The following is a 23,160-nucleotide window of genomic DNA, read 5'->3' on the forward strand; positions in this document are numbered from 1 at the left end:
CCTGACGGTCCTGTCGAAGGCTGACCTCGACAAGAGGGACTGCCGCCGTCATCCCCGGGCGCTCCCACGTGAGTCGCGACGATCCCCTGAAGGGCTTGGCGTCCCCGCGCTGAGCAAGCGGTGCAGTGCGCCTCGACGAGTTCGCCGAACGCTCGGCTACGACGAGACGTGCAACGCTGGAGAGCGATGCCGGGGCCGGCCACAGGGCGGCACCCCCGCAACCGGGCACTGGATCGGACGCCCAGAGGAGTAGGCGCGGTCCTACCCCGGTGCCCGCGTACCCGGTCTGCCGTGTCGCCCATGACAGTTCTGATCATTGGCGGCAGCGGCTTCCTGGGGACCGAACTGATCCGGCAGGCAAGAGCGGCGGGGCACACACCGGCCGCGACGTACGCGACCAGACCCGGTGATGTCTCGCAGGCCGAGTGGTACGCCCTTGATCCGCGGAATCCGGGAGACCAAATCTCTCGTACGCGGCAGGCGGCGACTAATCCGCCGGAGGGGCGGGGGCAGGCGCCGGTGCCGAGGCCGGCGCGGGTACGGGAATCACGGGACGCGGTGGGCGGGTCAAGAACAGCCAGACGGAGAGGCCGACCGCCGCCAGGAAACCGGCGACCATGACCGCCACCACGCCGGCCATCGGCACCGGGCAGCCGCTCCCGCCAAGCGCGACCGTGCAGCTCACCAGCAGGACACACACGGTGACGACCGCCAGCCCGCCACCGGCGATCCCCCGGGTTGCCCCGTCCCCCGCCAGACGGACTCCGTCCAAGCCGGGACGGCCGTAAGCGATGTAGCCGACTACGGAGACTCCGAGCAGCAGGACGAGCAGGCCTGCGATGAGGAAGCCTAGCCAACCGGGCACCGTTGTGTAGTACGCCCTGCCGTACTCGTACACCCCGTTGCACAGGAGCGTGAACATCGGCAGGGGCGCGCACTGGCCGAGCAGGCGGCGCCCGTGGTCGGCCGCCGTGTGCGGCAGCACGCTCTCCAGGAGGAGGATGGCCGCGAAGATCAGCATCGCTCCGGAGACGGAGAACGCGACGCCCGCCACGTCGTGTTCGACTATCGCCCTGCCGGTGTTCTTCCCGTCGGACGCGATGATGCAGTACGCGAGGGAGGTCAAGATGAGGCCCAGGAGCGCCGAGAGCAGGACGGGCACGGCCTTGTTCAGCGCCTCTTCCCGGCGTCCCGCGGGCGGGGCGCCGCCGAGCAGGTGCGAGACCACGATGAACACGGCCGCGAGGGCGAAACCTGCGAGTGTGCCGGACAGTTGTGCGTAGAGGTTCGCGACCTGGGTGAAATCGAGGAGCGAATTGGTGCAGTCCATCGGCACTCCGAGCTAGAGGGAGCCTGTTCCTTGGAGCCGTGCATCCGTGCAGCCGTGGGGGCGTCGCAAGAGCGGCGACGTCTCACGCGGGCCATGGTTCCTGCCCGGCTGGTGCTCCAAACCCGGAACCGGGAAGTCCGGCGGTCACGCTGCAGTGCGGGCGGCCCGTGGACTGGACGGGCCTGCACCGTCCGCCTGCCTTGGCCCGGTCGACGTCGGTGACGGGGACGGGGACCCGCTCCAGCTTGATGTCCGTCGGTGCTCCACGGCCGGTGCCCGGCGGAGGCCCGCCGCGGGCGGGCCTCCCGGGATCATGCTCCCGCAGCCGGTACGGCGCCGCCCGGAGCGGCGGCGTCCGCCGCCGCGAACTGGGTCCGGTACAGCTCCTCGTACCGACCGCCCGCGGCCAGCAGCTCTGGGTGCGTACCGCGCTCCACGATCCGGCCGTCCTCGACCACCAGGATCAGGTCGGCCGCCTGTACGGTCGACAGCCGGTGCGCGATCACCACCGCGGTCCGGCCCGCCAGGGCCTCGCCCAGGGCCTCCTGCACCGCCGCCTCCGAGGTGGAGTCCAGGTGCGCCGTCGCCTCGTCCAGGATCACCACCCGCTGCCGGGCCAGCAACAGCCGCGCGATGGTGAGCCGCTGGCGCTCGCCGCCCGAGAGGCGGTAGCCGCGCTCGCCGACCACCGTGTCCAGGCCGTCCGGCAGCGAGGCGACCAGCCCGTCCAGCCGCGAGCGGCGCAGGGCCTCCCAGATCTCCTCCTCGCTCGCCCCCGGCCGGGCCAGCAGCAGGTTGGACCGCACCGACTCGTGGAACAGGTGCCCGTCCTGGGTGACCATGCCGAGCGTCTCCCGGATCGAGTCGGCCGTGAGGTCCCGTACGTCGACCCCGCCCAGGCGGACGGCACCCGCGTCGGCGTCGTACAGCCGCGGCAGCAGCTGCGCGATGGTCGACTTGCCGGCGCCGGAGGAGCCGACGAGCGCGACCATCTGCCCGGGTTCGGCGCGGAACGACACCTCGTGCAGGACCTGCGTACCGCCCCGGGCGTCGAGGACCGCGACCTCCTCCAGGGAGGCGAGCGATACCTTGTCGGGGGAGGGGTAGCCGAAGGAGACCCGGTCGAACTCCACGGCCACCGGCCCCTCCGGCACCCGGCCGGCGTCCGGCTTCTGGGCGATCAGCGGCTTCAGGTCGAGGATCTCGAAGACCCGCTCGAAGCTCACCAGGGCGCTCATCACCTCGACGCGGGCCCCGGCGAGCGAGGTCAGCGGGGCGTACAGCCGGGTCAGCAGCAGGGCGAGGGCGACGACGTTCCCGGCGTCCAGGCTCCCGCGCAGGGCGTAGTACCCGCCCAGCCCGTAGACGAGCGCGAGCGCGAGGGCCGAGACGAGGGTGAGCGCGGTGATGAACGCGGACTGGGCCATCGCCGTACGGATCCCGATGTCCCGTACGCGCGCCGCACGCGCCGCGAACTCGGCGGACTCGTCGGCGGGCCGCCCGAAGAGCTTGACGAGGGTGGCGCCGGGAGCGGAGAAACGCTCCGTCATCTGCGTGCCCATCGCCGCGTTCAGGGTCGACGCCTCCCGCTGCATGGCGGCCATCCGCGCCCCCGTGCGGCGGGCCGGGAGCACGAACACCGGCAGCAGGACGAGGGCCAGCAGGGTGATCTGCCAGGAGATGCTCAGCATCACGGCGAGCGTCAGCAGCAGGGTGACCGTATTGGCGACCACCCCGGACAGGGTGTTGCTGAACGCCCGCTGGGCGCCGATCACGTCGTTGTTGAGCCGGCTGACGAGCGCGCCGGTGCGGGTCCGGGTGAAGAAGGCGACCGGCATCCGCTGTACGTGGTCGAAGACGGCCGTCCGCAGGTCCAGGATCAGCCCCTCCCCGAGGGTGGCCGACAGCTTGCGGGTGAGCAGCCCGAGCGCCGCCTCCACCACCGCGATCACGGCGATGAGCAGGGCGAGCCGGGTGACCGTACCGCTCTCCTTGCCGTCCACGATGGCGGTGACCACCCGGCTGGCGAGCACCGGGGTGGCGACCGCGAGCAGCGCGGTCACCACGCTGAGCAGCAGGAAGAGGGTGAGCCCGCGGCGGTGCGGGCGGGCGAATGCGGCGACCCGGCGCAGACTCGCCCGGGAGAGCGGGCGCCGGTCCTGCTGGGCGTTCATCGCGCTGTGCAGCGATGTCCAGGCGGTGACTTCCATGTCCATGCGGGGAACGCTAAGACCTCAACCAAACTTGAGGTCAAGGGATTGGCCGGATCGATACCGAACCCCCGCTCCCACGAGGGACGTTCAGCATCCTGCGGACTGTCGGTGGGGGGTGCCATCATCGGGGAATGACCCAGGCATCGACGCAGGGATCGACGCAGGAACCAGGCTCCGATCGCTCCGGTCGGACGACCGCCGACACCGCCTTGCACCTGTTCGAGCAACAGGCGCGCGACACCCCGCGGGGCTACGCCGTCATCGCCGGCGCGCACAGCCTCACCTACGGGCAACTGGACGTCCGCGCCAACCAGCTGGCGCACCACCTCATGGCCGACGGACTGCCGCCCGGCGCCGTCGTGGCCATCGGGACCGCCCGCCGGACCGAGATCGTCGTCGCGCTCCTGGCCGTCCTCAAGGCCGGCGGGGCCTACGCCGTCATCGACGTCGAGGTCCCGCTCACCGGGCAGCGGCAGCTCGCCGCCCTCACCCCGTACGTCCTGCTCACCGACGCCGCGCACCACGCCCGGCTGGACGACGGCAGCGGGCTGCGGGTGATCCGCCTCGGCGCGGAGGCGGCCGCGATATCCGGTCGGCCCACCGAAGCGCCCGAGCGCCCCGAGCCGGGTGCGACGGCCGCCGTCCTGTTCACCGGAGCGGCGTCCCCGCGCGCCGTGCCCGTCGGCCACGCCCGGCTGCTCGCCGCCCACGAGGGCTGGGCCGAGGTCATCCGGCCGGTCCCCGGGGACCGGCACCTGATCACCCACGGCCCGGACCTCACCCCGTTCGCCGCCGGCTGGACCAGGGCCCTGTGCTCCGGCGGCGCCCTCGTCGTGCCCGAGCGCACGCCCTGGACGCCCGAGGGGATCCGCCGGGCGGTCGAGAGCGAGCAGGTCAGCGTGGTGCACACCGACCCGGCGGGCGCGACCCGGCTGCTCGTGCGCGCCGCCGAGCGCCCCGGCTCCGCGGCCGCGCGCCGCCGCGAATCCGACCCGGCCCTGCGGTCGTTGCGCATGGTCACGGTCACCGGCGACCGGCTCTTCCTCGACGAACAGGACGCGTTGCAGTCCAGGCTCCGGGCCGGCACCCGGCTGCTCAACGTGTACGGGCTCACCGAGGCGGCGGGTACCGGTACCTGGTTCGAACTGTCCCAGCTGCCCGGCCCGTTGGACGACCCCGAGCAGCTCTCCCTGATCGGCACCCCGTTCCCCGGCTGCCGGGTGGAGCTCCCGGGCGGGCAGATCCGCCTCACCCCGCCCGACGGCGGCGAGCCGATCCCCACCGGCGATCTGGCAGAGCTGCGCCCGGACGGACTGCTGGAGTTCCAGGGCCGGATCCGGGACCGGATCACCACGGCGGACGGCGCACTCGACCCGCACACCGTCGAAGCCGCCATCCGCAGCCACCCGGACATCGGCGCCGCCCTCGTGGCCGAAGTCCCGGACGGCAGGAGCGGTGCGCGCCGACTGGTCGCCTACCTGGCCCCGCCCGCCGATGCGCAGGCCTGGCCCCCGGCCGCCGACCTGCCGGACAGCGGGCGGCTCCGCGACCACCTCGCGGGGAAGGTGCTCCGGGTGGAGACCCCGCAGGCCGTGGTCCGGCTGCGCACGCTGCCCCGCAACCGCGCGGGCCAGGAGAACCGGGACGCCCTGGCCCAGCCCGTGCTCACGACGAATCCGGGCCGGGGGGACGGCGCGAGCGGAGGCGGAAAGTACGCGGCCGCCGGCGTCCCGACCGCCGAACCGCTCACCGTGATCGCCCTCTGCGCCGGGTTCGTGGTCTTCACCGGACTCTTCTTCTTCGTCCTCTCGAAGGTCGTCTGGCCGGGCGCGACCGACCTGTACGGGGTGCCGAGCCCGTGGGCCTTCCTCTTCTTCGTGCTCTACCTGTTCGAAGGGGCAGCCTTCGCGGCCGGGCTGCTGTTCCTCTTCAGAGGCCGTGCCCGGATGCGGCGCCACGGTCACGGCCAGGGCATCACCACGGCCGCCCATCTCGCGGTGGTCTACCTGCTCGTCGCCTGGTGGCCGCAGGACAACTGCTACCGGCTCGCGGCCAAGCAGGACTGGCCGGTCCAGGCAGCCCTCGTCTACGCCTTCAACATTCCGCTGATGATCGCGGCCGCCGTCCTCGCCGTCTACGTCACGGAGGCGCCGCCGTCACCCGCCGACTCCGACACCGACGTCCCGGGCCACTCCGTCGGCTGACCCTCCGTGAACCCCGCCCCCACGGCGAGCGCCTCCGCCCGTACCAGTGCCTCGGCCGCGTCCAGCACCTCCCTGCTGTGCGCGGCCACCAGTACGCCCAGCCAGGGCGCCGGGTCGAAGGCGCCCGTCGGGATCGCGGGCAGGAACACCGCCCCGAGTTCCGCGCAGCCCCGCTCCAGCGTCTCGCACAGCTCGTCCAGCGCCGCCCCGGGCAGTCTGGCCCCCAGCCCCACCCGGTCCGCGATCCGTACGAAATGCCCGGCGCCGCGCAGCGAGTCGAGCCGGGCCGCCACCATGAAGGCGATCGACGGCCCGGTGAGCCGCAGGTTCGTCTCCGTCGGCGCCAGCCGCCCCGCCCCGTCGGCGACGAAGTCCACGTCGAACCAGCCCCGGTAGCCGGCGGCGGACAGCTCCCGGCCCACCGCCTCCCCGAACGCGAGCAGCGGTTCCTCCGCCCACGCGGGCACCACCCCGGGGCCCACCGTCGCCCCGCGGTACCCGGAACCCGCCACGTCCATCACCGCGCCGCCCACCTCGTGCACCCGGCCCGCCTCGTCCACGAACCCGTCGTACGTCAGATCCCGCGCCTCGTCGAGCCCGGCCGGGCCGGACACGTACTCCTCCACCAGCAGGGGCCCGCGCGGGAGGGCGCGCAGCACCGCGCGGGCGCCGCCCGCGGCCCGGACCCGGTCGGGCGTCACCACGGTGGTGCCCGAACCGCCGACACCGTGCTCCGATTTCAGCACCGTGCTCTCGCCCGCCTCCGCCCGCGCGGCCAGCAGCCTGGCCGCCGCCCGCCGGGTGGGGGCCGGCCACTGCCCGGGGAGCAGGATCCGGGGGTGGCCGCCGTCCGCCAGGATCCGGCCGAACAGGCCGTGCGCCGCAGACTTGGACTCGTACCGCAGCTCGCGGGGCCGCCACCGCAGCCCGGCCAGCCGCGCGAAGGCCGCCGTCCGCCCCCACGGTACGAGGGGCAGCCCGGCCGAGGTCAGCCGCCCGGCCAGCGCCGGCCGGGCCCGTACGGCATCCGACAGCCCGGCACTCGGCGACAGCCCGGTATCCGGCGGCAGTCCGGGGCCGCCGTCCGCCAGGCCGTCGTAGACCTCCACCCCCTCCCACTCCAGGACGCGTCCGACCCGCTCGATCCAGCCCGGAGGCACCGCCCCGGGCAGCACCAGCGCCCCCGGCCACGGACTGTAGAACGCCGCCAGGCAGGCGTAGTGGTGCGCGGCCCGCTGCTCGCGGTCCAGGGACGCATCGGCGAACTGGGCGTTGTACTCGGCGACATTGCCCACGTGCACGGCGGGCCCGCCGCCCGTCCAGGCCCGCGCCCAGTCGGCGAGCGGCGCGGGCGCGGCCTCGAACCGCGCCAGACCGGCGGGCGGTTCGTCCTCGCCGCCGGCCGCGCGGGACTCCGGCGGACCCAGCGCGCCCATCGCCCGGTAGAACCCCGCCGCATACGGATCGGCGTCGATCAGCAGCCTGCGGAAGCCCAGTTCGGCGGCCCGGCGCAGGGCGTCCCGGTACAGCCGCCGCCCCACGCCCCGTCCGATGGCCCCCGGCTCCACGAACAGCAGTCCCAGCCGGGCCACCGGCGGCGCGCCCTCCAGGGAGGCGAGCCCCAGCACCCGGCCGCCGGCCGCGTCCTCGGCCACCACGATCCGGCGGTCCGCCACCTCCCCGGCCGGGATCCGCAGTTCCGGCGCGCACGCGGCCAGGAACGCGGCGTCGTACCCCCAGTACGCCTTGGAGCGGAGCACGAGGGCGGTGAGCTCCTCCGCCTCACCGGGCCGCGCCGCTCTGAGCTTTACCATTCCCTGACCTCCCCATGGCCTGCCGCGAGACCGTGCGATAGATTCGGCCACCCTGAGCCCCCCTGACGGGAGGTGTCCCGTCATGTACGGCAGGTCCTTCCTACCCCCGCGGAGAACGGCTTCCCAATGAGCGACATCATCAACGGACTTGGCCGCACCAGCGCCTACGGCGCCCTCGGCCTGGTCCTGCTGATCCTCGGCATCGTTCTCGTGGACGTGCTGACGCCCGGGAAGCTCCCGAAGCAGATCTGGGAGGAGCGCAACCGGAACGCGGCCGTCATGCTGAGCTCCGCGCTCCTGGGCGTCGGCGGGATCGTCTTCACCTCGATCTGGACCACGTACGACGACTTCGGCAAGGGGCTGCTGTCCACCGCCGCGTTCGGGCTGCTCGGCCTGGTCCTGATGGGCCTCGCCTTCCTGGTGCTGGACTGGGTGACCCCCGGCAAGCTCGGCGCGATCGTCGTCGACCCGGAGCCGCACCCGGCGGTCTGGGTCACGGCCTCCTGCAACCTGGCGGTGGCCGCCATCGTCGCCGCCTCGATCGCCTGACACTCCCTGGGACCGGTGCTACGCCAGACCCAGCGCGAACACCGCGAACCCGGCCGCCAGGACCCCGGCGAGTATGCGCCGCACCGCCGTCGCCCCCCTCCACGGCTCCTCGAACCGTCGGGCGTACCGGGCGATGCCCACCAGCAGCACCGCGAACAGCGGCATCCACGCGAGGCGCGCCGCGATCCAGACCGGACTGTCCGGCGCCGTCGTCAGACCCGGCAGCCCGCCCGCGAACGAAGCGGGAACGGCCGCCGCCAGCATGGCCGTCTGGTGCCAGCACAGGATCGTCATCGCGCACAGGTTGATCACGACCACCGGGGCCCACAGCGCCGGCCGGGCGAGCAGCTTCGCCAGCCGGTCGCGCAGCAGCATCGCCGCCCCCGACTGCGCCGCGGCCAGGGCCAGCACCAGCAGCGACGGCGGGTGCGAATTGGTCCGCGCCTCGCCCGGTACGCCCACCATCGACGCCGGGTAGTGGAACACCGCCAGCAGCGCCGCGAACAGTACGGTCCCGCCCGCCAGCAGCAGCCAGGACCCGCGCCGCCCGATCCGCCCCTCGCCCCAGGAGACGCCCAGCTGGTACGCGAACAGCCAGCCCGGCAGGGTGTTCACCACCGCCAGCCAGGACGGCACGGAGTCGGCGAGCGGCCCGTACCGCAGGAAGTCCACCACCGCGACCGAGGCGAGCAGCGGGGCCGCGGCCCAGCCGCCGAGCCGGTGCGCCGCCCGTACGCAGTACGGGGTCAGCGCGGTGACCACCACGTACACCCCGACGAACCACAGCGGCTGGACGACCAGCGTGGCCCCCGTCCGCAGCGTGGCCTCCGGCACCCCCGCCGCGTAGAGCACCGGCGCGGCCAGCGCCCACACCGCCGTGACCCCGAGCACCGGCCGCCCCAGCCGGGCGATCCTGCCCTTCAGCCAGGCCCCGGCGGACCCGGTGCGGCGGTGGTAAGAGAGCACCGAGGCGTAGCCGCCGACGAGGAAGAAGATGCCGAGCATCTGGAGCACCCAGCTGGCGGGGGCCAGAGCGCCGAACGCGGAGAGCGGGCTGGCGTTGTGCAGGCCGCCCTCCGCGTCACGGGTCAGTCCGCCGAGCAGCCAGTGCCCGGTCGGCACGGCCAGCAGGGCGAGGGCGCGCAGCCCGTCGACGGCCCGGTCGCGGTGGGCGGGGGTCTGCCGCTCGATCCGGTCGGCGGCCTTCCCGAGCCGGGTCAGCGTGCTCATCGGACCTCTCCCTTCGCGATCGCGGCGAAGGCCGCCAGGGACTGGGTGCCGGGTACGAGGTAGCCGGTGTGGCCGTGCACGTCGGCGGCCGGCACCTTGCGGGCGCCGAAGGCGGCGGAGGCCGGGTCGGCGCCGTGGCCGATCCCGGCGAACTCCACGTTCGGCACGTCGCCGATCCAGTCGGAGGGCCCCCGGGCCGCCCAGACACGGGCGCGGGTGTGCAGGTCGGCGGCGGTGTCGGCGCGCATGCCGGGGGAGCCGAACACGACGATGTCGCCGGCGTCCGTACGCCCGGCCGCGAGGCCCCCGACCACCGAGCCGTAGCTGTGGCAGAACAGCACCGGGTCGGGTGCGCCGACCGCGTCGAGCCCCGCCGTGAACCGGACCAGCCGCTCCGCGCCCGCCTCGGCGAGCCGCCCGGAGGCCGCGTCCAGACCGACCCCGACGGGGGTGGTGTAGCCGGTCCAGGCCACCACCGCGGTGTCCTCGCCGGCCGCGGCGCGCAGCGACCGGGCCATCCCGGCCGGCCCGGTGTTCGGCGCGCGCTTCGCGTCGTACGTGGTGGCGTCGCTGTCCGAACCCGGCACGATCACCGAGACGTGCGCGGCCCGCCCCAGATCCCCGAACACCTCGACGACCTGGCCGCGCCCGCGCGGATCGAAGGCGAGGATCTGCCGCCCCGGCGAGGCGAGCGAGGCGTAGCGCGCCTCACCCGTCGCCAGGACGGCCAGCCGGTTGGCCTCGTACCTGAGGGTGACGGGGGCGCCGTCGAGGTTGCCCACCACCAGCGGGTGGCGGCGTACGAGCTGCCGGCGCCCGGCGTCGTCCAGCCCGGCGAAGAACCGGGCCACGTCGTGCGGCGAGGCGCTCGCCGGGTCGGGCAGCGACCGGCCGGACGCGGTGTCGGCCCGCCAGGCGGCGGTGCCGGGCGGCGGTCCGGTGACCGCCTGCTGGCTGTCGCCCGAGGCCCAGCCCGCGGTCCCCCCGACCACGGCCACGGCCAGTGCGGCGGTGGCCAGGGTCCTTCCGAAGCGGCGCATGCCCCTTCTCCTCTCCTCGTGATGAGGAGGAAGGTAGGAAGAAGGTGTCCCGCCGGGCGTCGGACCGTGGAGCCAAGTCGGATTTCATACCCCGGTAGGGGGTGGAGGAGTAGGGGGTGAAGGAGACGTCAGTCCGAGTCGCCCGGCCGCACCAGCCCCGCCTCGTACGCGAAGATCACCGCCTGGGCCCGGTCCCGCAGGTCCAGCTTGGCCAGCACCCGCCCGATGTGCGTCTTCACCGTCTGCTCGGCCAGCACCAGGTGCCCGGCGATCTCCTGGTTCGACAGCCCGCGCGCGATCAGCTCCAGTACCTCGGTCTCCCGCGGGGTCAGCCCCTTCAGCCGCAGCGCCGGGTCCTTGCGCGGGGCCGGCCGCTGCTGGACGAAGTCCGCGATCAGCCGCCGGGTGACCGAGGGCGCGAGCAGCGCCTCGCCCGACGCGACCACCCGGACCGCCGCGATCAGATCGGCCGGCGGGGCGTCCTTGAGCAGGAAACCCGAGGCGCCCGCGCGCAGCGCCTCGTACACGTAGTCGTCGATGTCGAAGGTGGTCAGCATCAGCACCTTCGGCCGGTGGACCACCCCCGGCGGCGGGCTGAGCAGCTCCCGGGCCGCCGTCAGCCCGTCCATCTCCGGCATGCGCACGTCCATCAGCACCACGTCGGGATGCGCGGTGCGCGAGACCTGGACCCCCTGCCGCCCGTCGGGGGCCTCGCCCACCACGTCGATGTCGGCCTGCGCCGACAGCAGGGCGGCGAACCCCGCCCGCACCATGGCCTGGTCGTCGACGATGATCACACGGATGGTCAACTGGCGTCCTCGGTCGGGTCGTTCGTGGGTTCGTTCAGGGGCAGGCGGGCCGCGACCCGGAAGCCGCCGTCGGGCAGTGGACCGGTGTCCAGCGTCCCGCCCGTCAACCGTACGCGCTCGCGCATGCCGACCAGCCCGTGCCCGGTGCCCGAACTGCCCGGCTCCACCACTGCGTCCCGGGCCGCCGGGCCGTTCACCACGAGCACGAGGACCTCCTCGGCGTCGTGCGTCACCGAGACCCGGGTCGCGGCGCCCGGCGCGTGCCGCACCACGTTCGCCAGCGCCTCCTGCACGATCCGGTACGCCGACAGGTCCACGGCCGGTGGCGCCGCCCGCTCCGCCCCCGCCGCGAGCGACAACTCCACCGGCTGCCCGGCCCGTACGGTCGCCTCCACCAGCTGCTGGATCCGGCCGATCCCAGGCTGCGGGGCCGGCGCACCCGTACCGTCAGGCGCTGCGTCCCCGCCGTTCGCCCGGTCGCTGCGCAGCACCGTCAGCAGCCGCCGCATCTCGCCCAGCGACTCGCGCGCACTGGCCGCGATCGCCGCGAACTCCTCCTGCACCGGCTCCGGCATGCCGGGCAGCCGGTACGGCGCGGAGTCCGCCTGCACGGTGATCACCGACATGTGGTGGGCCACCACGTCGTGCAGCTCCCGGGCGATCCGCGCCCGTTCCTCCAGCAGGGTCCGCCGGGCCCGCTCGGCCTCGCTGATGCTCTCCTGCTCGGCGATCCGCTGCTGCGCGTCACCGATCCCGCGCAGCGCCCCCGTCACAGCGAGGAAGCTCCCGCTCAGTACGGAGAGCAGCGCGACCGTGGTGGTCACCCCGTCGGGCTCGAAGAAGCCGAGCACCACCCCTACGGCGCCCGTCACCAGCCACACGCCGATCAGCGTCCGGATCGACTCGCGCAGCCCCAGGCACACCATCAGCACCAGGTAGCCGACGATGCACATCGGGGTCCACGGCCAGGCGTGTCCGGCCACCTCGTCGGCGTGCGTCAGCACGACCGCCCCGACCGTGTCCGCGACCAGGACCAGGGCCCACGCGGGCAGCGGCCGCGTCACCGCCAGCAGCAGCGGCACGGTCTGGGCCACGCCCAGCGCCCCCGCCCAGCCGCCGCCCGACTTGTAGTCGTTGGTCAGCACGGTGACGGTCGCCGGCAGCAGCGCCACCACGAAGACGCCGACGACCACGTACGGCAGCATCCGCTGCCAGGCCTTCGGCGCCTGCGCGAACAGCGGCTCCGCCGCCCGGGCCGGCGTGCGCAGCACCACCGTGAACCGCATCGGCGCCCGGGACCCCTTCGCGGGGGCCGGCGTACGGGGGCGGGCTTCGTCGCGATCGCTCATGATCGGACCAGCCTATGCTCCGCAGGGGCTCCAGGAAGGCAGGAGTACGCTGCTCGCGGTCGATCACGGGGTCACAGGGGGAGCCGGTACGCATGGGCACGGCAGCGGCACTAGAGAAGCTCGTACCGGTGCTGCTGGCCTTCGGCGGAGGTGTACTGCTCGCCCGCCGCAAGACCGTCCCGGCCGAGGCCTCCAAGGCCTTCGCCGACTACGCCTTCCTCTTCGCCGTCCCCTGCTACCTCTTCGGCAACATCTACGGCAGCGACCTCGGCGCCCTGTTCAACTGGCACGCGATCGGCGCCTACGCCGCGGCCGCCGCCCTCGCCGTACTCGTCATAGCCTTCGCCTCGGGCGCCCGCGGCATCCGCGATCCCCGCGACGTGGCGCTGCGCGTGATGGCCGGAGTCCAGGTGAACACCGCCTACTTCGCCGTTCCCGTGTTCATCACCTTCTTCGGGACGGCCGCGCCGATCTTCCCCGTCCTGCTCTTCCAGGTCTGCGTGCTCTCCCTCGTCGTCATCTCCATCATGGAGCTGGGCCGCGCCGGCCCCGCCGCGGGCGGTCCCGGGCAGCGGCTCTCGCGGGCCGTCGGCGCCTCGCTCGCCACCCCGGTGGTCCTGGCCTGCAACGCCGGGATCGTGCTCAACCTGCTCTCGGTGCACCTCCCGAAGGTGGTCCTGGACGGGGCTTCCTTCGTCGGCGACAGCGCATCGCCGATCGCCCTGTTCGCCCTCGGCCTGCACCTCGGCGGCGTGGGGCTGGACGTCCGGGGCACCTCCCGCGAGGAGATGGCCCTCATCGCCTTCAAGTGCCTGGCGTTCCCGCTGCTGGCCTGGACGGTGTGCGGGGTGCTGTTCGGCGTACGGGGGGAGTGGCTGACGTACCTCGTCCTGATCGCCGCGATGCCCACCCCGCAGAACCTGTTCGTCTTCGCCCAGCGCTACGACGTGGGCGTGGACCTCTCCGCCTCACTGGTGATCAAGAGTTCGGTCGTGTCGCTGCTGTTGCTCCCCCTCTGGCTGCAGACTGTGGCCTCATGAGCACACCGATACGAACTGCCGCCACGAACACCGCCGTTGCCGCCACCGGCTGGGGGCTGCTGGCCGCCTGGGCCTTGCACGACCTGGAGGAAGTGGCGACCGTGGGACGCTGGTCCCGCACCCGGGTCCCGGTACTGCGCGAACGCCACCCCCGCGTCCCCGACCGCGTCTGGGACGTGCTGGGCAGCACGGACGGCCGGCAGTTCGCCCGCGCCGTCGGGGTGATGGGCGTCATCGTGGCCGCGGCCGCCGCCGACGGCCACCGCACCGGCGGCCGGTCCGCCTTCTACCAGGCCGGCCTGAACGGCTTCGGCCTGCACGGCCTCGTCCACCTCGGGCAGGCGGCCGCCACCTGCGGCTACACCCCCGGCGTGGTCACCTCACCGCTCCTCGTCGTCCCCTTCACCCTCTGGGCCCGCGGCCGGCTGCGCCGCGCCGGGGTGCTGCGGCCGATGCGGGTGCGGGACGCCGTGCAGGGGCTGGCCCTGGCCGCCGCGGCTGCCGCAGGATCGCAGGCGGTGGCCCGGCGGCTCGGCTGAGCCGCGTCCGGTGAACCGGCGGCGCGGTGGTCGTTCCCCGCGCGGGCTTCGGTCGTTGACCCGGCATGGAGCTGCTGCCGACCATCGCGGCGCCGGGCGTCGGTGAACGGGCCGACGCCGCGGCCGATGCCGCCTGCCACCTCTACGACGCCGTCGCCCCCTGGAGCTCCGCCGAGCCCGGCGGGTGGAGCCGTACGGCGGCCGAGGACGCCGCCGAGACCATCGAGACCACCGCGCACGCGCTCGCGTACGCCCATCCGCGCGCCGAGGTCCTCCTGGCCCCGGTCCACACCGCGCTCGCCGACCTGCGCCGCCAGCTCGGACTGCCACCCGCCGACCAGCTGACCGCCGACGGGAACCCGGCGAGCCCGCGCACGGTGGGCAACCCCCGGCGCACCCGCTGGGTGCGGGTGCTCACGCCGCCTTTGCCCCGGCAACCGCCTGCTCGTACAACTTCTTGACCTCCGGGCCGAAGTACGAGCTGTACGAGGTGTCGGCGGTGTCCCCGCCCGTCTTCCAGCCGCCGATGACCCCGACGACGTCCCCGGTCTCGGTCACCTTGTCGTAGTTCTTCAGGAAGGGGCCGCCGCTGGTCCCGCCCGGGTATCCGGTGCAGTCGATCCGCAGGAACGATCCGGGGATCCCCGGATCGCTGCTGGTGAACTTGGTCGTACGGTTCACGCACAGCCGCGGGCGCGCGGCCGATGCCGGATAGCCGATCAGCGACACCTTCGCGTGCTCGTAACCGGCGCCGGTGACCAGGCGGTTGCCGCCGACCACGTCCTCTACGGGGAACCCGTCGGCATCCGGCCCGACCTGTGCGAAGGCCACGTCGAGCGTGGCTCCCTTGTCGGCGCCCAGGCTCTTGTAGCGGGGGTCGATCCACACCTTGGACTTTCCGTCGGCGGTCCGCAGCACCGGGAACATCCCGTACGGCTGCGGGTTGTCCGCCGTGTACAGCGGTACGAAGGCCACCTGGCGGGCGTCGGTGCCGAGCAGGCAGTGCGCCGCGCTGAGCACCATGTCGCGGCCGGGGGAGGCGACCACGCTCGCGGTGCAGAAGTACGCGCCGCCGCCCTTCATCACGAACATCCGGCCGACGACCGGGATCCCGTCGAAGTCCTGCCCGGTGCCGGGGTCCGTGGCCGCGGCCGCCGACGCGGGGGTCATGGGCGCCGCGGACGCCATCCGGTCGGCCGTCCAGAAGGTCTCCGCCTCGCGGGCGGACCACCGGCCGGGCGGCGGCAGAGCGCTCCCGGCCTCGGCCACCGGCAGCGGTCCGGCGGGCAGCAGCAGGGCGGCCGTCGCCGCCGCCACGGTCAACGTACGTCGCATGTCGAGCTCCTCTAGATGGCCTGCGGGAAGCGGAACAGCCGGTCCGGGTCGTAGGCGCGCCGGACCTCTTCGAGGCGGGCGAGGTTCGGCCCGTAGTACGCCTCGCGCCAGGCGGGCAGTTTCGGATCGATGTAGTTCTGGTACGCGCGGCCGCTCGCCCAGGGGCGCAGGTCCTGCCACAGCCCGTCGAGCCAGCCCTGGTGCGCGGCCACCTGCGCGGACGTCGCGGAGGCGGGCCAGTAGGCGAGGTACTGGGTCAGGAAGGCGCTGTCGCGGTGCACGAACGCGGTATCGGCCGCCGCCGGCCGGTTCACCGCACCGCCGCATTCGCCGCTGAACTGGACGACTCCGAGTCCGCCGGCCGGCACGGTCCGCCCGTAGCGCCGTACGGCGGCCAGCACGGCGGCGACGCCCGCGTCGGGCAGCCCGGCGGCGCCCCAGAAGTCGCAGCGCCCGCCGTAGGAGTCCCGGCCGATCAGCCCCTCGGGGGTGCGGCCGGGCAGGGTGCCGGGCAGATGGCACTGCGGGGCGCTCTGCTCCAGGCACCCCGACATGGCCCGCAGGGTCTCCTCGTAGGTGCGTACGACGGTCCAGCTGTCCCGGAGCGGCCTGCCGACCAGGTCGGACAGGCGGGACAGCTGCCGCTCCAGCTCGGCGCGCCCGTCGAAGCACAGGACGCGTACGGCGGGGGCCGCGGCCGGGGCCGGGCCGGCTTCGATCAGGAACTCGACCTGGCTCCAGAAGGGGTCGGGGAGGGCGGCCAGCCAGCGCTGCCAACCGCGCAGCAGGGCGGCGGAGTCGGCTTCGGGCCAGTGGAGTTCGGCGTAGGCGCAATCGGTGGCCGGGTGGGTGCGGAAGCGGAACTCGGTGACCACGCCGAAGTTGCCGCCCCCGCCGCCGCGCAGCGCCCAGAACAGCCCCGGGTCACGGGTGGCGTCGACCTCGCGCACGACGGCGTCGGGGGTGACGACGGTGGCGCCGGTGAGGGCGTCGGAAGTGGTCCCGTGGGCGCGCGAGGCGAGGCCGAGCCCGCCGCCCAGGGTGAGTCCGGCGATCCCGACGGTGGGGCACAGGCCGGTCGGTACGGCGAGGCCCTGCGCGGCGAGGGTCCGGTTGACGTCGCCGAGCCGGGCTCCGGCGCCGATCCGCACGCCGGCCGTCCCCTCGACGGCGAGCCCGGCCATGGCGCCGACGTCGACGACGAGCCCTCCGGCGCAGGTGGACCAGCCGGCGTAGCTGTGGCCGCCGCCGCGCGGTACGACGGGGACGGCGGAGCGGCGGGCGAAGTCCAGGCAGACGGCCACGTCGGCGGCGTGCGCGGGGTAGGCCACCGCGCCCGGCGCGACCGTGTCGTAGCGGGGCTGGAACAGCTGCCGGGCCTCCGGGTAGTCGGGGTCGCCCGACAGCACCAGCCGCCCGTCGATCCCGCGGGCGAGCGCCGCCCAGTCGGGGCCGCGGGCGGGCGCCGCCGCGACGGCGAAGGCGGCCAGCACGGCCGCGGGAGCGCTGCCCAGCAACTGGCGGCGGTGGAGGCTCATCCCTCCTTCCTGCCATCGCCCGGCCCGATCGCGGCGAAGGCGGGCCCAGGGGGAGGACGCTGCCCCCCGAACGGCCCACGCCCCGCCCGGCGAAGCCGCCCACCCCGCGGAAACCCGACCCTTGGGGGGTGCCTCGGGGGGTGCCCGATCAGGCGGGTGGCGGGAGGCGTAAGGGTATGGTTCGAACCCCTGGGCTGCGACGGGGGCGTGAGGTGAGTACGGTCTGCCCATGCAGATCGACGGAGCCGGCAGGCAGCAGCGGGGGCATGTTCTTCTCATAGCGGGCGACGCCGCCGTACGGCGGCGGGCCGTTCAGGTCGCGCCCAGTGCGAATCTGGCCGCGCTCGGAGTGCTGCCCGCGTCCGCGCTGCTGAACAGTCACGTCCCCAATGACACCACGTACCTCGACGGGGCCCGGGATCCCAACACCGTGCTGATGCGGCTGCGCGCGGCCGCGGCGACCCCGGGGCCGCTGCTCGTCTACCTCTCCGGCCGGCTCACGCTCGACCGCCGCGGGCACGGACTGCACCTCGCGCTCGCGGGAACCACGGCCTCCACCGTCCGTTACACGGCCCTGCCGTGGGACTGGCTGGGGACCGAGCTCGCGGCCCGTCCCACCGGCCCGACCACGGTGGTGCTCGACCTCGTCGCGGACAAGTCAGCCTGGCCGGTGCTGCAGGAGTACGGGAGCCTGCCCGCCTCACCCTCCGCCGAGGTGTACGGGGTGGTCGTCCCGCCCGCCTTCGCCGGCGGGCAGCAGCAGGTGAGCGCGTACACCCGGCACTGGATCGACCAGCTGCGCCGCAGCCCCACCCGCCCCTCCAACCTGCAGTTGCACGCCTTCGCCGTCGGCGCGGCCGCCCTGCCGCCCGGCACCCTCGTCCTGCCCGCCACACGCGAACTCAGCGCGTCCGCCGCCCAGCAGGCGCCGCCGGAGCAGGTTCCCGACCCGCGGCCGCACATCCACGCCCTCGCCTCCGGCGGCCGGCACCAGGAGGCCGCCACCCTCGCGCAGGCCTGGGAGCAGCACGTTCTCCAGACCCACGGCCACACCTCGCCCGAGGCCACCCACTGGGCCGAGATCCGCGCCGACCTCGCCCGGATGGCCGGAAACTACCGCTCGGCGACCCAGCTCTGGATCAACGCCGGGCACACCCGGCTGGAGCATCAGCCGCCGGACGCACCCGAGGTCCTCGCGGCCGCGGCGGGCGCCCTGTACTGCTGGACCCAGCTCAAGGACCAGGCGGCGGCCCGCGATTCCGGCCCCGAACTCGTCCGCCTGCTGCGCGCCCTGCCGAGCCTCGAACCGAGGCTCCTGCGGCTGACCCAGCAGCGGCTGGAGGTACTGGAGGGCAGCCCCGCCGGCCGGACGATCTAGAGCCGTTTGCGGGCCAGGAGGAAGGCCTGGGGGGATTTCTCCTGGCCCGTGGGCCGGCGCACCAGGCGGGCCACTTCCTCCAGGCCCGCCCCGGCGAGCAGGTCGGCGATCAGCTCCGGCGGGGTCCAGTACACGTCCAGCTCGACGGGGTGCCCGTACGCGTGCTCCAGCCGGATCTTCTCCTCGCCCGCCTTGAACGCGATCAGCACATGGCCGCCGGGCGCGAGCACGCGGGCGAACTCCGCGAACAGCGGCGGCAGTTCCCCCGGCGGGGTGTGCACCGTCGAGTACCAGGCCAGGACCCCGCCGAGCACCCCGTCCGCCACGTCCAGCGCCGCCATCGAGCCCACCTCGAAGCGCAGCCCCGGATACGTCCGCCGGGCCACCGCGACCATCGCCGGGGACAGGTCGACGCCGAAGGCCCGTACGCCGAGCCCGTCCAGATGGGCCGTCACGCGGCCCGGGCCGCAGCCCAGGTCCGCGACGGCCCGGGCCGCGCCGCCCTCGTCGCCGCGCACGCACTCGGCGAAGGCCGCCAGCATGGCCCGGTCCAGCGGCCTGTTCACCAGCTCCGTGCCGAGGAGCCGGGCGTAGTCGACGGCGACGGCGTCGTACGACGCCCGTACGGAGTTCAGGTCCGAGGTCTCCTTCATGCCCTGTGACACTAGACTGCCCGCCCCCGCCCCCGCCTGTCGGTCCTGGCCAGCGGATTGTCCAGCTCCGCCCATTGGTCGCCCGGGACTCCGGGGCTCAGCCGCATCAGCGTCAGGGCCTTGGTCGGCAGCGGCGCCGTCAGCAGGGCCTCGGTGTCGGCGGTGGCCGGGAGCCCGGCGGCCTCGGCGAGCGCCTCGCCGAAGGCCGCCGCAGAGCCCGCCGTGGCCCCCAGGGTCCCGGTCAGCAGGGAACCGAACAGCTTGCGACGCAGCAGGGTCACGTCATCGGTGACCAGCCGGCCCGAGAGCGGCGGCACCGGCAGGCCGTGCCGGGCGAGCCGCTCCGGGCTGATCCGGATGTCGGCGAGATCGCGGTAGACCAGCCGCAGCGGGGCCCCCGTCGCGGACAGCACGACGAGCAGGTTCTGGCCGTGGGCCTCCAGCGCCACCCCGAGGTCCAGCACCCGCAGGCAAACCGAGAGCGCGAGGCGGGCGAACTCGGCCCGCCAGGCCGCCGAACGCGCGAACGGAGCCCCGCCCAGGGCCGCCACCGGTACGACCCGCTCGCCCGCCGCGGCGTCCGCGTACACCTCGGGCGGCTCGCGCAGCACCGCGGCCAGGTCGGGGCTGTGCGCGGTCGCGGCGCCCAGGGTGCGGGTGATGTGCAACTGCCCGTCGAGCCGCTCCGACAGGGCCTGGGCAAAGGCGGAGACCGCGGCGGCCGTCTCGATGGAGTACTCGGAGATGTCCCGCACGGAGGAGGTCAGCCGGGTGCTCAGCGCCGTCTTGACGTGTGCGCCGCCCGCCGCGGGGGCGAGGGTGCGCAGGGCCATCAGGGGGTGCGCCGCGAAGCCGGGGCGCAGCGCCCCGGCCACCCCCCGGCCCGTCTGTTTCAGGACGTGTTCCGCCTGCCACGGGTGCACCGGCAGCAGGAGCCGGCCACCGTCGCGCAGCCCGGCCGGCCACGCGCCCGTGACCAGGCACTCCTCGGCCCGTACGGCGACCAGCCCGAGCTCGACCAGCGGCCGGTGCTCCGGCGCGTACGCCAGCTGCTCGGCCACTGAGAACCCGGGGCGGGAGCGGCAGTTGGGGTGGTAAGGATGGCCGTCGACCACCCGCTGCTCCCATTCCCGGGCGGCCTGCGGAGCCGCCTCCGCCGCGGGCGGCTGCCCGGCCCGGGACAGCGCGAGCGAGGCCGTGCTGTCGTCCAGCTCGGCGGCGAAGGCGTCCCCGTGCGGCACCCCCAGCGCCGCCACGAGCCGCCCGGACTGCCGGTACGCGACGCCGTCGAGCAGCACCTCGTGGACGTACGGATCGGTCGCGTACGGGTCCGGCGGCGGGCCCTCCAGCCGGCTGCCGCCGGACAGCCGGAGCGTCAGGCCGCCGGGCCCGCGCTCGCGGCGCTCCACCCACGGCAGCGGTTCGAAGGCCAGCGCCCGCCACAGCCGGGTCAGCACGGCGGCCCGGGCGCCGCCGAGCGCGGCGCCGTAAGCGGAACCGAGGGCTGGGCGCACTTCGGCCAGCTCGGCGGACACGGCCTCTTCGGCCGGGGAGGCGGGGAGGTTCATGCTGGGGTGCAGGGCCCTGTTCCTCTCACGGGTCTCTCACGGGTGACGTGATGATCACGTCATCATCGCGGATACTGAAGATCACGGCCGGAGGTACGCCCCGCGACCCCGGCACCTGGGATGGACCGAATGGAATCCGTGGACCTCAACGCCGCAGCCGACGCGTACGCCACCACCCCCCTGCTGAACTGCCTGCTGAGGGAAGCGGCCGATCCCGCCGAGGAGCTCTCCGCCGCGCCGGACGACGGCTGGTCGGTCCACCGGCTGCGCGGCAGCGGCCGGCTCCTGCGCGTACGGGGCCCGCGCCGGCCGCTGCGCCCCGAGCTGCGCGCGGCGGACGGCTGGCGTCCGCTCAGCCACACCGAGCTGGTCAAACTGACCGCCGACGAACTGCACCGGTACACGGGCGTCCCGAACGACGAGCTCCCGGTCGAGATCGCCGACAGCCGCGAGGCCGTCGCCGCGCTGCTGGCCGCCCGCGCCGAGGCCGCGCCCCCGCAGGACCCGTACGTCCTCTCCGAGCAGTCCCTGGTCATGGGACACCCGTACCACCCCGCCCCCAAGGCGCGGGGCGGCGCGCCCGCCGCGAGCTGGCTGCCGTACGCGCCGGAGGCGTACGCCCGCCACCCGCTGGTCTTCCTGGGGCTGCGCGAGGACCAGGTGGCCGAGGAGGGCGGGCCGGCCGCCGCCGACGCGGTCGACGCGCTGGCCGGGCTGCTCGACGGGCCGCGCCCGCCGGCCGGATACCGACTGCTGCCCGCGCATCCCTGGCAGCTGGAGCTGGTCGGCGGCTCGGCGGCCCTGCGCACGGCGTTCGCCGACGGGCGGCTGCTGCGCCTGGGCCCGGGCCGCCGGACGGTCCGGCCGACGGCATCGATCCGCACGGTGTACGTGCCGGGTGCGGCGGACCTCTTCGTCAAGTTCAGCCTGGACGTCCGGATCACCAACGACGTGCGCCGGCTGTGGCGGCATGACCTGCTGGAGCTGCGCCGTACGGACGCCGCGGTCGGGGCCGGATTCGCCGATCTGCGGCGCCGCGGGTCGAACGCGGTCTGGCTCGCCGACCGCGGCTACCGGACCGCGTCCTTCGCCTTCGAGGAACTCGCCGTGCTGATCCGCGACGGACTCCACGCGCAACTGGAGCCCGGGGCCACGCCGCTCGCGTCCGCCGCGCTCGCGGAGGGGTTCGCCGGCAGTCCGCTGGCCGCGACGAACGATCCGGCCGGCTGGTGGCGGGCGTACCTGCGCCATGTCGTACCACCCGTACTGGACTTGTTCGCCCGGCACGGCGTCGTACTGGAGGCGCACCTGCAGAACACCCTCGTGGCGGTCGACGCCCAGGGCCTCCCGGTACAGGCGCTGTTCCGGGATGCGGAGGGGGTGAAGCTGCTGCCGGGTACGGAGCGCGCGGCCGCCTGGCAGCGGCTGGTCTACTGCCTGGTCGTCAACCACCTCACGGAGGTGGCGGGAGCCCTTGCCGAGGCGCATCCGGAAGCGGCTGCCGGGGTGTGGCCGGCGGTGCGCGAGGAGTTCCTGCGCTACGACGCGGAGCACGGCCTGCCCGAGATCGCGGAACTCCTCTCGGCCCCCTCCCTCCCGGCCAAAACGAATCTGCTGCTCCGCTGGACCCGCGCGGACGGCGCGGCCGCCCGCTACATCCCCCTCCCGAACCCCCTGCGCGGCGAGAGCGGCGTCGGGGCGCCGGGATTCGGCCAAGGTGGGGCGGGAACGGCGGGTACCTCTCACTCAGAGGTATAGACCAATGCTAGGTTGCGTACCGCGCAGTCCTTGACCACCCGTCAGAGGAGAAGTCATGCCCTCCCTTACGCGGGACGGCGGCCCGGCCGCCGCCATGCCCAAGTATCAGCGGATCGCCGCGGCGCTGCGGCGCGAGCTGGAGCGCGCCGCGCACACCCCCGGCGGCAGACTGCCCTCCGAGCGCACCCTGGCCGCCCGGTACCAGGTCAACCGGCAGACCGTCCGGGCCGCCCTCCAACACCTGCGGGAGGACGGCCTGATCGTCACCGAGCGGCGGGGCACCCGGTCCGCGGCCGTCGAGACAGTCGGGGGCGGCTCCCCTACGCGCCCGGCCGTCGTGCGCGACCAGAGCCGGCTGACCCTGGTCAGCGTGCCGCCCTCGCTCGCCGAGCTGCTCGGCATGCGCGGCGGGGACCGGACCCTGGTCCACCACCGCCGCGAGCGCGGCCCGTCGGGGGAGACCCTCCGGGACGCGGTCACGTACGTCTGCCCGGGCGCGGTCGCCGGGGATCCCGAACTCGCCCGCTACCGCGACCGCCCGGAGGCGGCGGTCCGGGACGAGGATCTCGGGCCTCTGCACCGGTGGCTCGAACGGGCCGCGGAGCAGGGGCGGGTCGCCGAGACCCTCACCATGACGCGGAGCAGCAGGCCCGCGGCCGCGGTCCCCGTCTGCGGCCTGACCGTACGCCGCACGCTGTACGACGACCGCGGCCGGCTGCTCGCCGTCACCGACCTCGCCTTTCCCACCTGGAACCGGCTGACCTTCCACCGGGACCACGCGGTGGCCGGATTCCACGTCACCTGAGGCCGGAC

Annotated in this window: 19 protein-coding genes; 8 read left to right on the forward strand and 11 right to left on the reverse strand. The window is 74.5% G+C overall.

Going from position 1 to position 23,160, the window contains the following annotated elements:
• Positions 1–487 precede the first annotated feature (487 nt).
• Together OG509_RS35115 and OG509_RS35120 are read right to left on the reverse strand one after the other, a co-directional pair.
• Entirely contained in the window at positions 488–1,330 is an 843-nt protein-coding gene (locus OG509_RS35115) for a hypothetical protein (protein WP_406186603.1), read from the reverse strand.
• 311 nt (positions 1,331–1,641) lie between these two features.
• Entirely contained in the window at positions 1,642–3,546 is a 1,905-nt protein-coding gene (locus tag OG509_RS35120; protein ID WP_406186604.1) for an ABC transporter ATP-binding protein, read from the reverse strand.
• Positions 3,547–3,674: 128 nt separating this feature from the next.
• Here OG509_RS35120 and OG509_RS35125 point away from each other — a divergent pair, with 128 nt between their 5' ends.
• Positions 3,675–5,747: an AMP-binding protein gene (locus tag OG509_RS35125; protein WP_406186605.1), complete on the forward strand. Its 2,073-nt coding sequence runs from the start codon at positions 3,675–3,677 to the stop codon at positions 5,745–5,747.
• On the opposite strand, the gene OG509_RS35130 is transcribed toward OG509_RS35125, so the two are convergent.
• Positions 5,678–7,561, reverse strand: coding sequence for a GNAT family N-acetyltransferase (locus OG509_RS35130; protein WP_406186606.1), 1,884 nt, complete (start codon positions 7,559–7,561; stop codon positions 5,678–5,680). The two genes, OG509_RS35125 and OG509_RS35130, sit on opposite strands and share 70 nt — an antisense overlap.
• 126 nt (positions 7,562–7,687) lie before the next feature.
• Between OG509_RS35130 and OG509_RS35135 the strand changes: the two genes are divergently transcribed.
• Complete coding sequence (locus tag OG509_RS35135) at positions 7,688–8,110, forward strand: DUF350 domain-containing protein (RefSeq protein WP_030873439.1); 423 nt, start codon at positions 7,688–7,690, stop codon at positions 8,108–8,110.
• 18 nt (positions 8,111–8,128) lie between these two features.
• On the opposite strand, the gene OG509_RS35140 is transcribed toward OG509_RS35135, so the two are convergent.
• The 4 genes from OG509_RS35140 to OG509_RS35155 form a co-directional block, all read right to left on the reverse strand.
• Positions 8,129–9,340, reverse strand: a complete 1,212-nt coding sequence (locus tag OG509_RS35140; protein ID WP_406186607.1) for an acyltransferase — start codon at positions 9,338–9,340, stop codon at positions 8,129–8,131.
• Positions 9,337–10,380, reverse strand: coding sequence for an alpha/beta hydrolase (locus OG509_RS35145; RefSeq protein WP_406186608.1), 1,044 nt, complete (start codon positions 10,378–10,380; stop codon positions 9,337–9,339). Before OG509_RS35145 ends, OG509_RS35140 begins: the two co-directional genes overlap by 4 nt.
• 128 nt (positions 10,381–10,508) lie before the next feature.
• Positions 10,509–11,189, reverse strand: coding sequence for a response regulator (locus OG509_RS35150; RefSeq protein ID WP_385581119.1), 681 nt, complete (start codon positions 11,187–11,189; stop codon positions 10,509–10,511).
• Entirely contained in the window at positions 11,186–12,538 is a 1,353-nt protein-coding gene (locus tag OG509_RS35155) for a sensor histidine kinase (protein WP_406186609.1), read from the reverse strand. Before OG509_RS35155 ends, OG509_RS35150 begins: the two co-directional genes overlap by 4 nt.
• A 92-nt stretch (positions 12,539–12,630) precedes the next feature.
• Here OG509_RS35155 and OG509_RS35160 point away from each other — a divergent pair, with 92 nt between their 5' ends.
• From OG509_RS35160 to OG509_RS35170, 3 genes are all read left to right on the forward strand, one after another.
• The gene (locus OG509_RS35160) at positions 12,631–13,578 is read left to right on the forward strand and encodes an AEC family transporter (RefSeq protein ID WP_406186610.1); all 948 of its coding nucleotides are present in this window, start codon (positions 12,631–12,633) and stop codon (positions 13,576–13,578) included.
• Positions 13,575–14,117: an HXXEE domain-containing protein gene (locus OG509_RS35165; protein WP_406186611.1), complete on the forward strand. Its 543-nt coding sequence runs from the start codon at positions 13,575–13,577 to the stop codon at positions 14,115–14,117. The genes OG509_RS35160 and OG509_RS35165 overlap by 4 nt, the downstream gene beginning before the upstream one ends.
• 65 nt (positions 14,118–14,182) lie before the next feature.
• A complete protein-coding gene (locus tag OG509_RS35170; RefSeq protein ID WP_406186612.1) occupies positions 14,183–14,578 on the forward strand; it encodes a hypothetical protein in 396 nt (131 codons plus the stop codon).
• Here the strand turns inward: OG509_RS35170 and OG509_RS35175 are convergent.
• Together OG509_RS35175 and OG509_RS35180 are read right to left on the reverse strand one after the other, a co-directional pair.
• Positions 14,532–15,452 carry a hypothetical protein gene (locus tag OG509_RS35175; protein WP_406186613.1) on the reverse strand — a complete coding sequence of 307 codons (921 nt, stop codon included), beginning with the start codon at positions 15,450–15,452 and terminating at the stop codon, positions 14,532–14,534. The genes OG509_RS35170 and OG509_RS35175 overlap by 47 nt on opposite strands.
• An 11-nt stretch (positions 15,453–15,463) precedes the next feature.
• On the reverse strand, positions 15,464–16,990 hold the full coding sequence (locus tag OG509_RS35180; protein WP_406186614.1) for an FAD-binding oxidoreductase: 1,527 nt from the start codon (positions 16,988–16,990) through the stop codon (positions 15,464–15,466).
• A 229-nt stretch (positions 16,991–17,219) separates the two neighbouring features.
• Here OG509_RS35180 and OG509_RS35185 point away from each other — a divergent pair, with 229 nt between their 5' ends.
• Positions 17,220–18,368, forward strand: a complete 1,149-nt coding sequence (locus OG509_RS35185; protein WP_406186615.1) for a hypothetical protein — start codon at positions 17,220–17,222, stop codon at positions 18,366–18,368.
• Here OG509_RS35185 and OG509_RS35190 read toward each other — a convergent pair.
• Both OG509_RS35190 and OG509_RS35195 read right to left on the reverse strand, forming a co-directional pair.
• The gene (locus tag OG509_RS35190) at positions 18,365–19,021 is read right to left on the reverse strand and encodes a class I SAM-dependent DNA methyltransferase (protein ID WP_406186616.1); all 657 of its coding nucleotides are present in this window, start codon (positions 19,019–19,021) and stop codon (positions 18,365–18,367) included. The genes OG509_RS35185 and OG509_RS35190 overlap by 4 nt on opposite strands.
• A gap of 11 nt (positions 19,022–19,032) precedes the next feature.
• A complete protein-coding gene (locus OG509_RS35195; RefSeq protein ID WP_406186617.1) occupies positions 19,033–20,589 on the reverse strand; it encodes an IucA/IucC family protein in 1,557 nt (518 codons plus the stop codon).
• Positions 20,590–20,709: 120 nt separating this feature from the next.
• Here OG509_RS35195 and OG509_RS35200 point away from each other — a divergent pair, with 120 nt between their 5' ends.
• Together OG509_RS35200 and OG509_RS35205 are read left to right on the forward strand one after the other, a co-directional pair.
• A complete protein-coding gene (locus OG509_RS35200) occupies positions 20,710–22,347 on the forward strand; it encodes an IucA/IucC family protein (protein WP_406186618.1) in 1,638 nt (545 codons plus the stop codon).
• A gap of 55 nt (positions 22,348–22,402) precedes the next feature.
• A complete protein-coding gene (locus OG509_RS35205; RefSeq protein WP_406186619.1) occupies positions 22,403–23,152 on the forward strand; it encodes a GntR family transcriptional regulator in 750 nt (249 codons plus the stop codon).
• The last annotated feature ends 8 nt before the right edge of the window (positions 23,153–23,160 follow it).

Origin of the sequence: Streptomyces sp. NBC_01006 (genome assembly GCF_045162725.1) — a bacterium.
GTDB lineage: Bacteria > Actinomycetota > Actinomycetes > Streptomycetales > Streptomycetaceae > Streptomyces.

What these genes read in the sequence shown, in the direction of transcription:
- OG509_RS35115 (WP_406186603.1), bottom strand. Translation starts at nt 1,330, where the DNA reads ATGGACTGCACCAATTCGCTCCTCGATTTCACCCAGGTCGCGAACCTC.
- OG509_RS35120 (WP_406186604.1), bottom strand. Translation starts at nt 3,546, where the DNA reads ATGGACATGGAAGTCACCGCCTGGACATCGCTGCACAGCGCGATGAAC.
- OG509_RS35125 (WP_406186605.1), top strand. Translation starts at nt 3,675, where the DNA reads ATGACCCAGGCATCGACGCAGGGATCGACGCAGGAACCAGGCTCCGAT.
- OG509_RS35130 (WP_406186606.1), bottom strand. Translation starts at nt 7,561, where the DNA reads ATGGTAAAGCTCAGAGCGGCGCGGCCCGGTGAGGCGGAGGAGCTCACC.
- OG509_RS35135 (WP_030873439.1), top strand. Translation starts at nt 7,688, where the DNA reads ATGAGCGACATCATCAACGGACTTGGCCGCACCAGCGCCTACGGCGCC.
- OG509_RS35140 (WP_406186607.1), bottom strand. Translation starts at nt 9,340, where the DNA reads ATGAGCACGCTGACCCGGCTCGGGAAGGCCGCCGACCGGATCGAGCGG.
- OG509_RS35145 (WP_406186608.1), bottom strand. Translation starts at nt 10,380, where the DNA reads ATGCGCCGCTTCGGAAGGACCCTGGCCACCGCCGCACTGGCCGTGGCC.
- OG509_RS35155 (WP_406186609.1), bottom strand. Translation starts at nt 12,538, where the DNA reads ATGAGCGATCGCGACGAAGCCCGCCCCCGTACGCCGGCCCCCGCGAAG.
- OG509_RS35160 (WP_406186610.1), top strand. Translation starts at nt 12,631, where the DNA reads ATGGGCACGGCAGCGGCACTAGAGAAGCTCGTACCGGTGCTGCTGGCC.
- OG509_RS35165 (WP_406186611.1), top strand. Translation starts at nt 13,575, where the DNA reads ATGAGCACACCGATACGAACTGCCGCCACGAACACCGCCGTTGCCGCC.
- OG509_RS35170 (WP_406186612.1), top strand. Translation starts at nt 14,183, where the DNA reads ATGGAGCTGCTGCCGACCATCGCGGCGCCGGGCGTCGGTGAACGGGCC.
- OG509_RS35175 (WP_406186613.1), bottom strand. Translation starts at nt 15,452, where the DNA reads ATGCGACGTACGTTGACCGTGGCGGCGGCGACGGCCGCCCTGCTGCTG.
- OG509_RS35180 (WP_406186614.1), bottom strand. Translation starts at nt 16,990, where the DNA reads ATGAGCCTCCACCGCCGCCAGTTGCTGGGCAGCGCTCCCGCGGCCGTG.
- OG509_RS35185 (WP_406186615.1), top strand. Translation starts at nt 17,220, where the DNA reads ATGCAGATCGACGGAGCCGGCAGGCAGCAGCGGGGGCATGTTCTTCTC.
- OG509_RS35190 (WP_406186616.1), bottom strand. Translation starts at nt 19,021, where the DNA reads ATGAAGGAGACCTCGGACCTGAACTCCGTACGGGCGTCGTACGACGCC.
- OG509_RS35195 (WP_406186617.1), bottom strand. Translation starts at nt 20,589, where the DNA reads ATGAACCTCCCCGCCTCCCCGGCCGAAGAGGCCGTGTCCGCCGAGCTG.
- OG509_RS35200 (WP_406186618.1), top strand. Translation starts at nt 20,710, where the DNA reads ATGGACCGAATGGAATCCGTGGACCTCAACGCCGCAGCCGACGCGTAC.
- OG509_RS35205 (WP_406186619.1), top strand. Translation starts at nt 22,403, where the DNA reads ATGCCCTCCCTTACGCGGGACGGCGGCCCGGCCGCCGCCATGCCCAAG.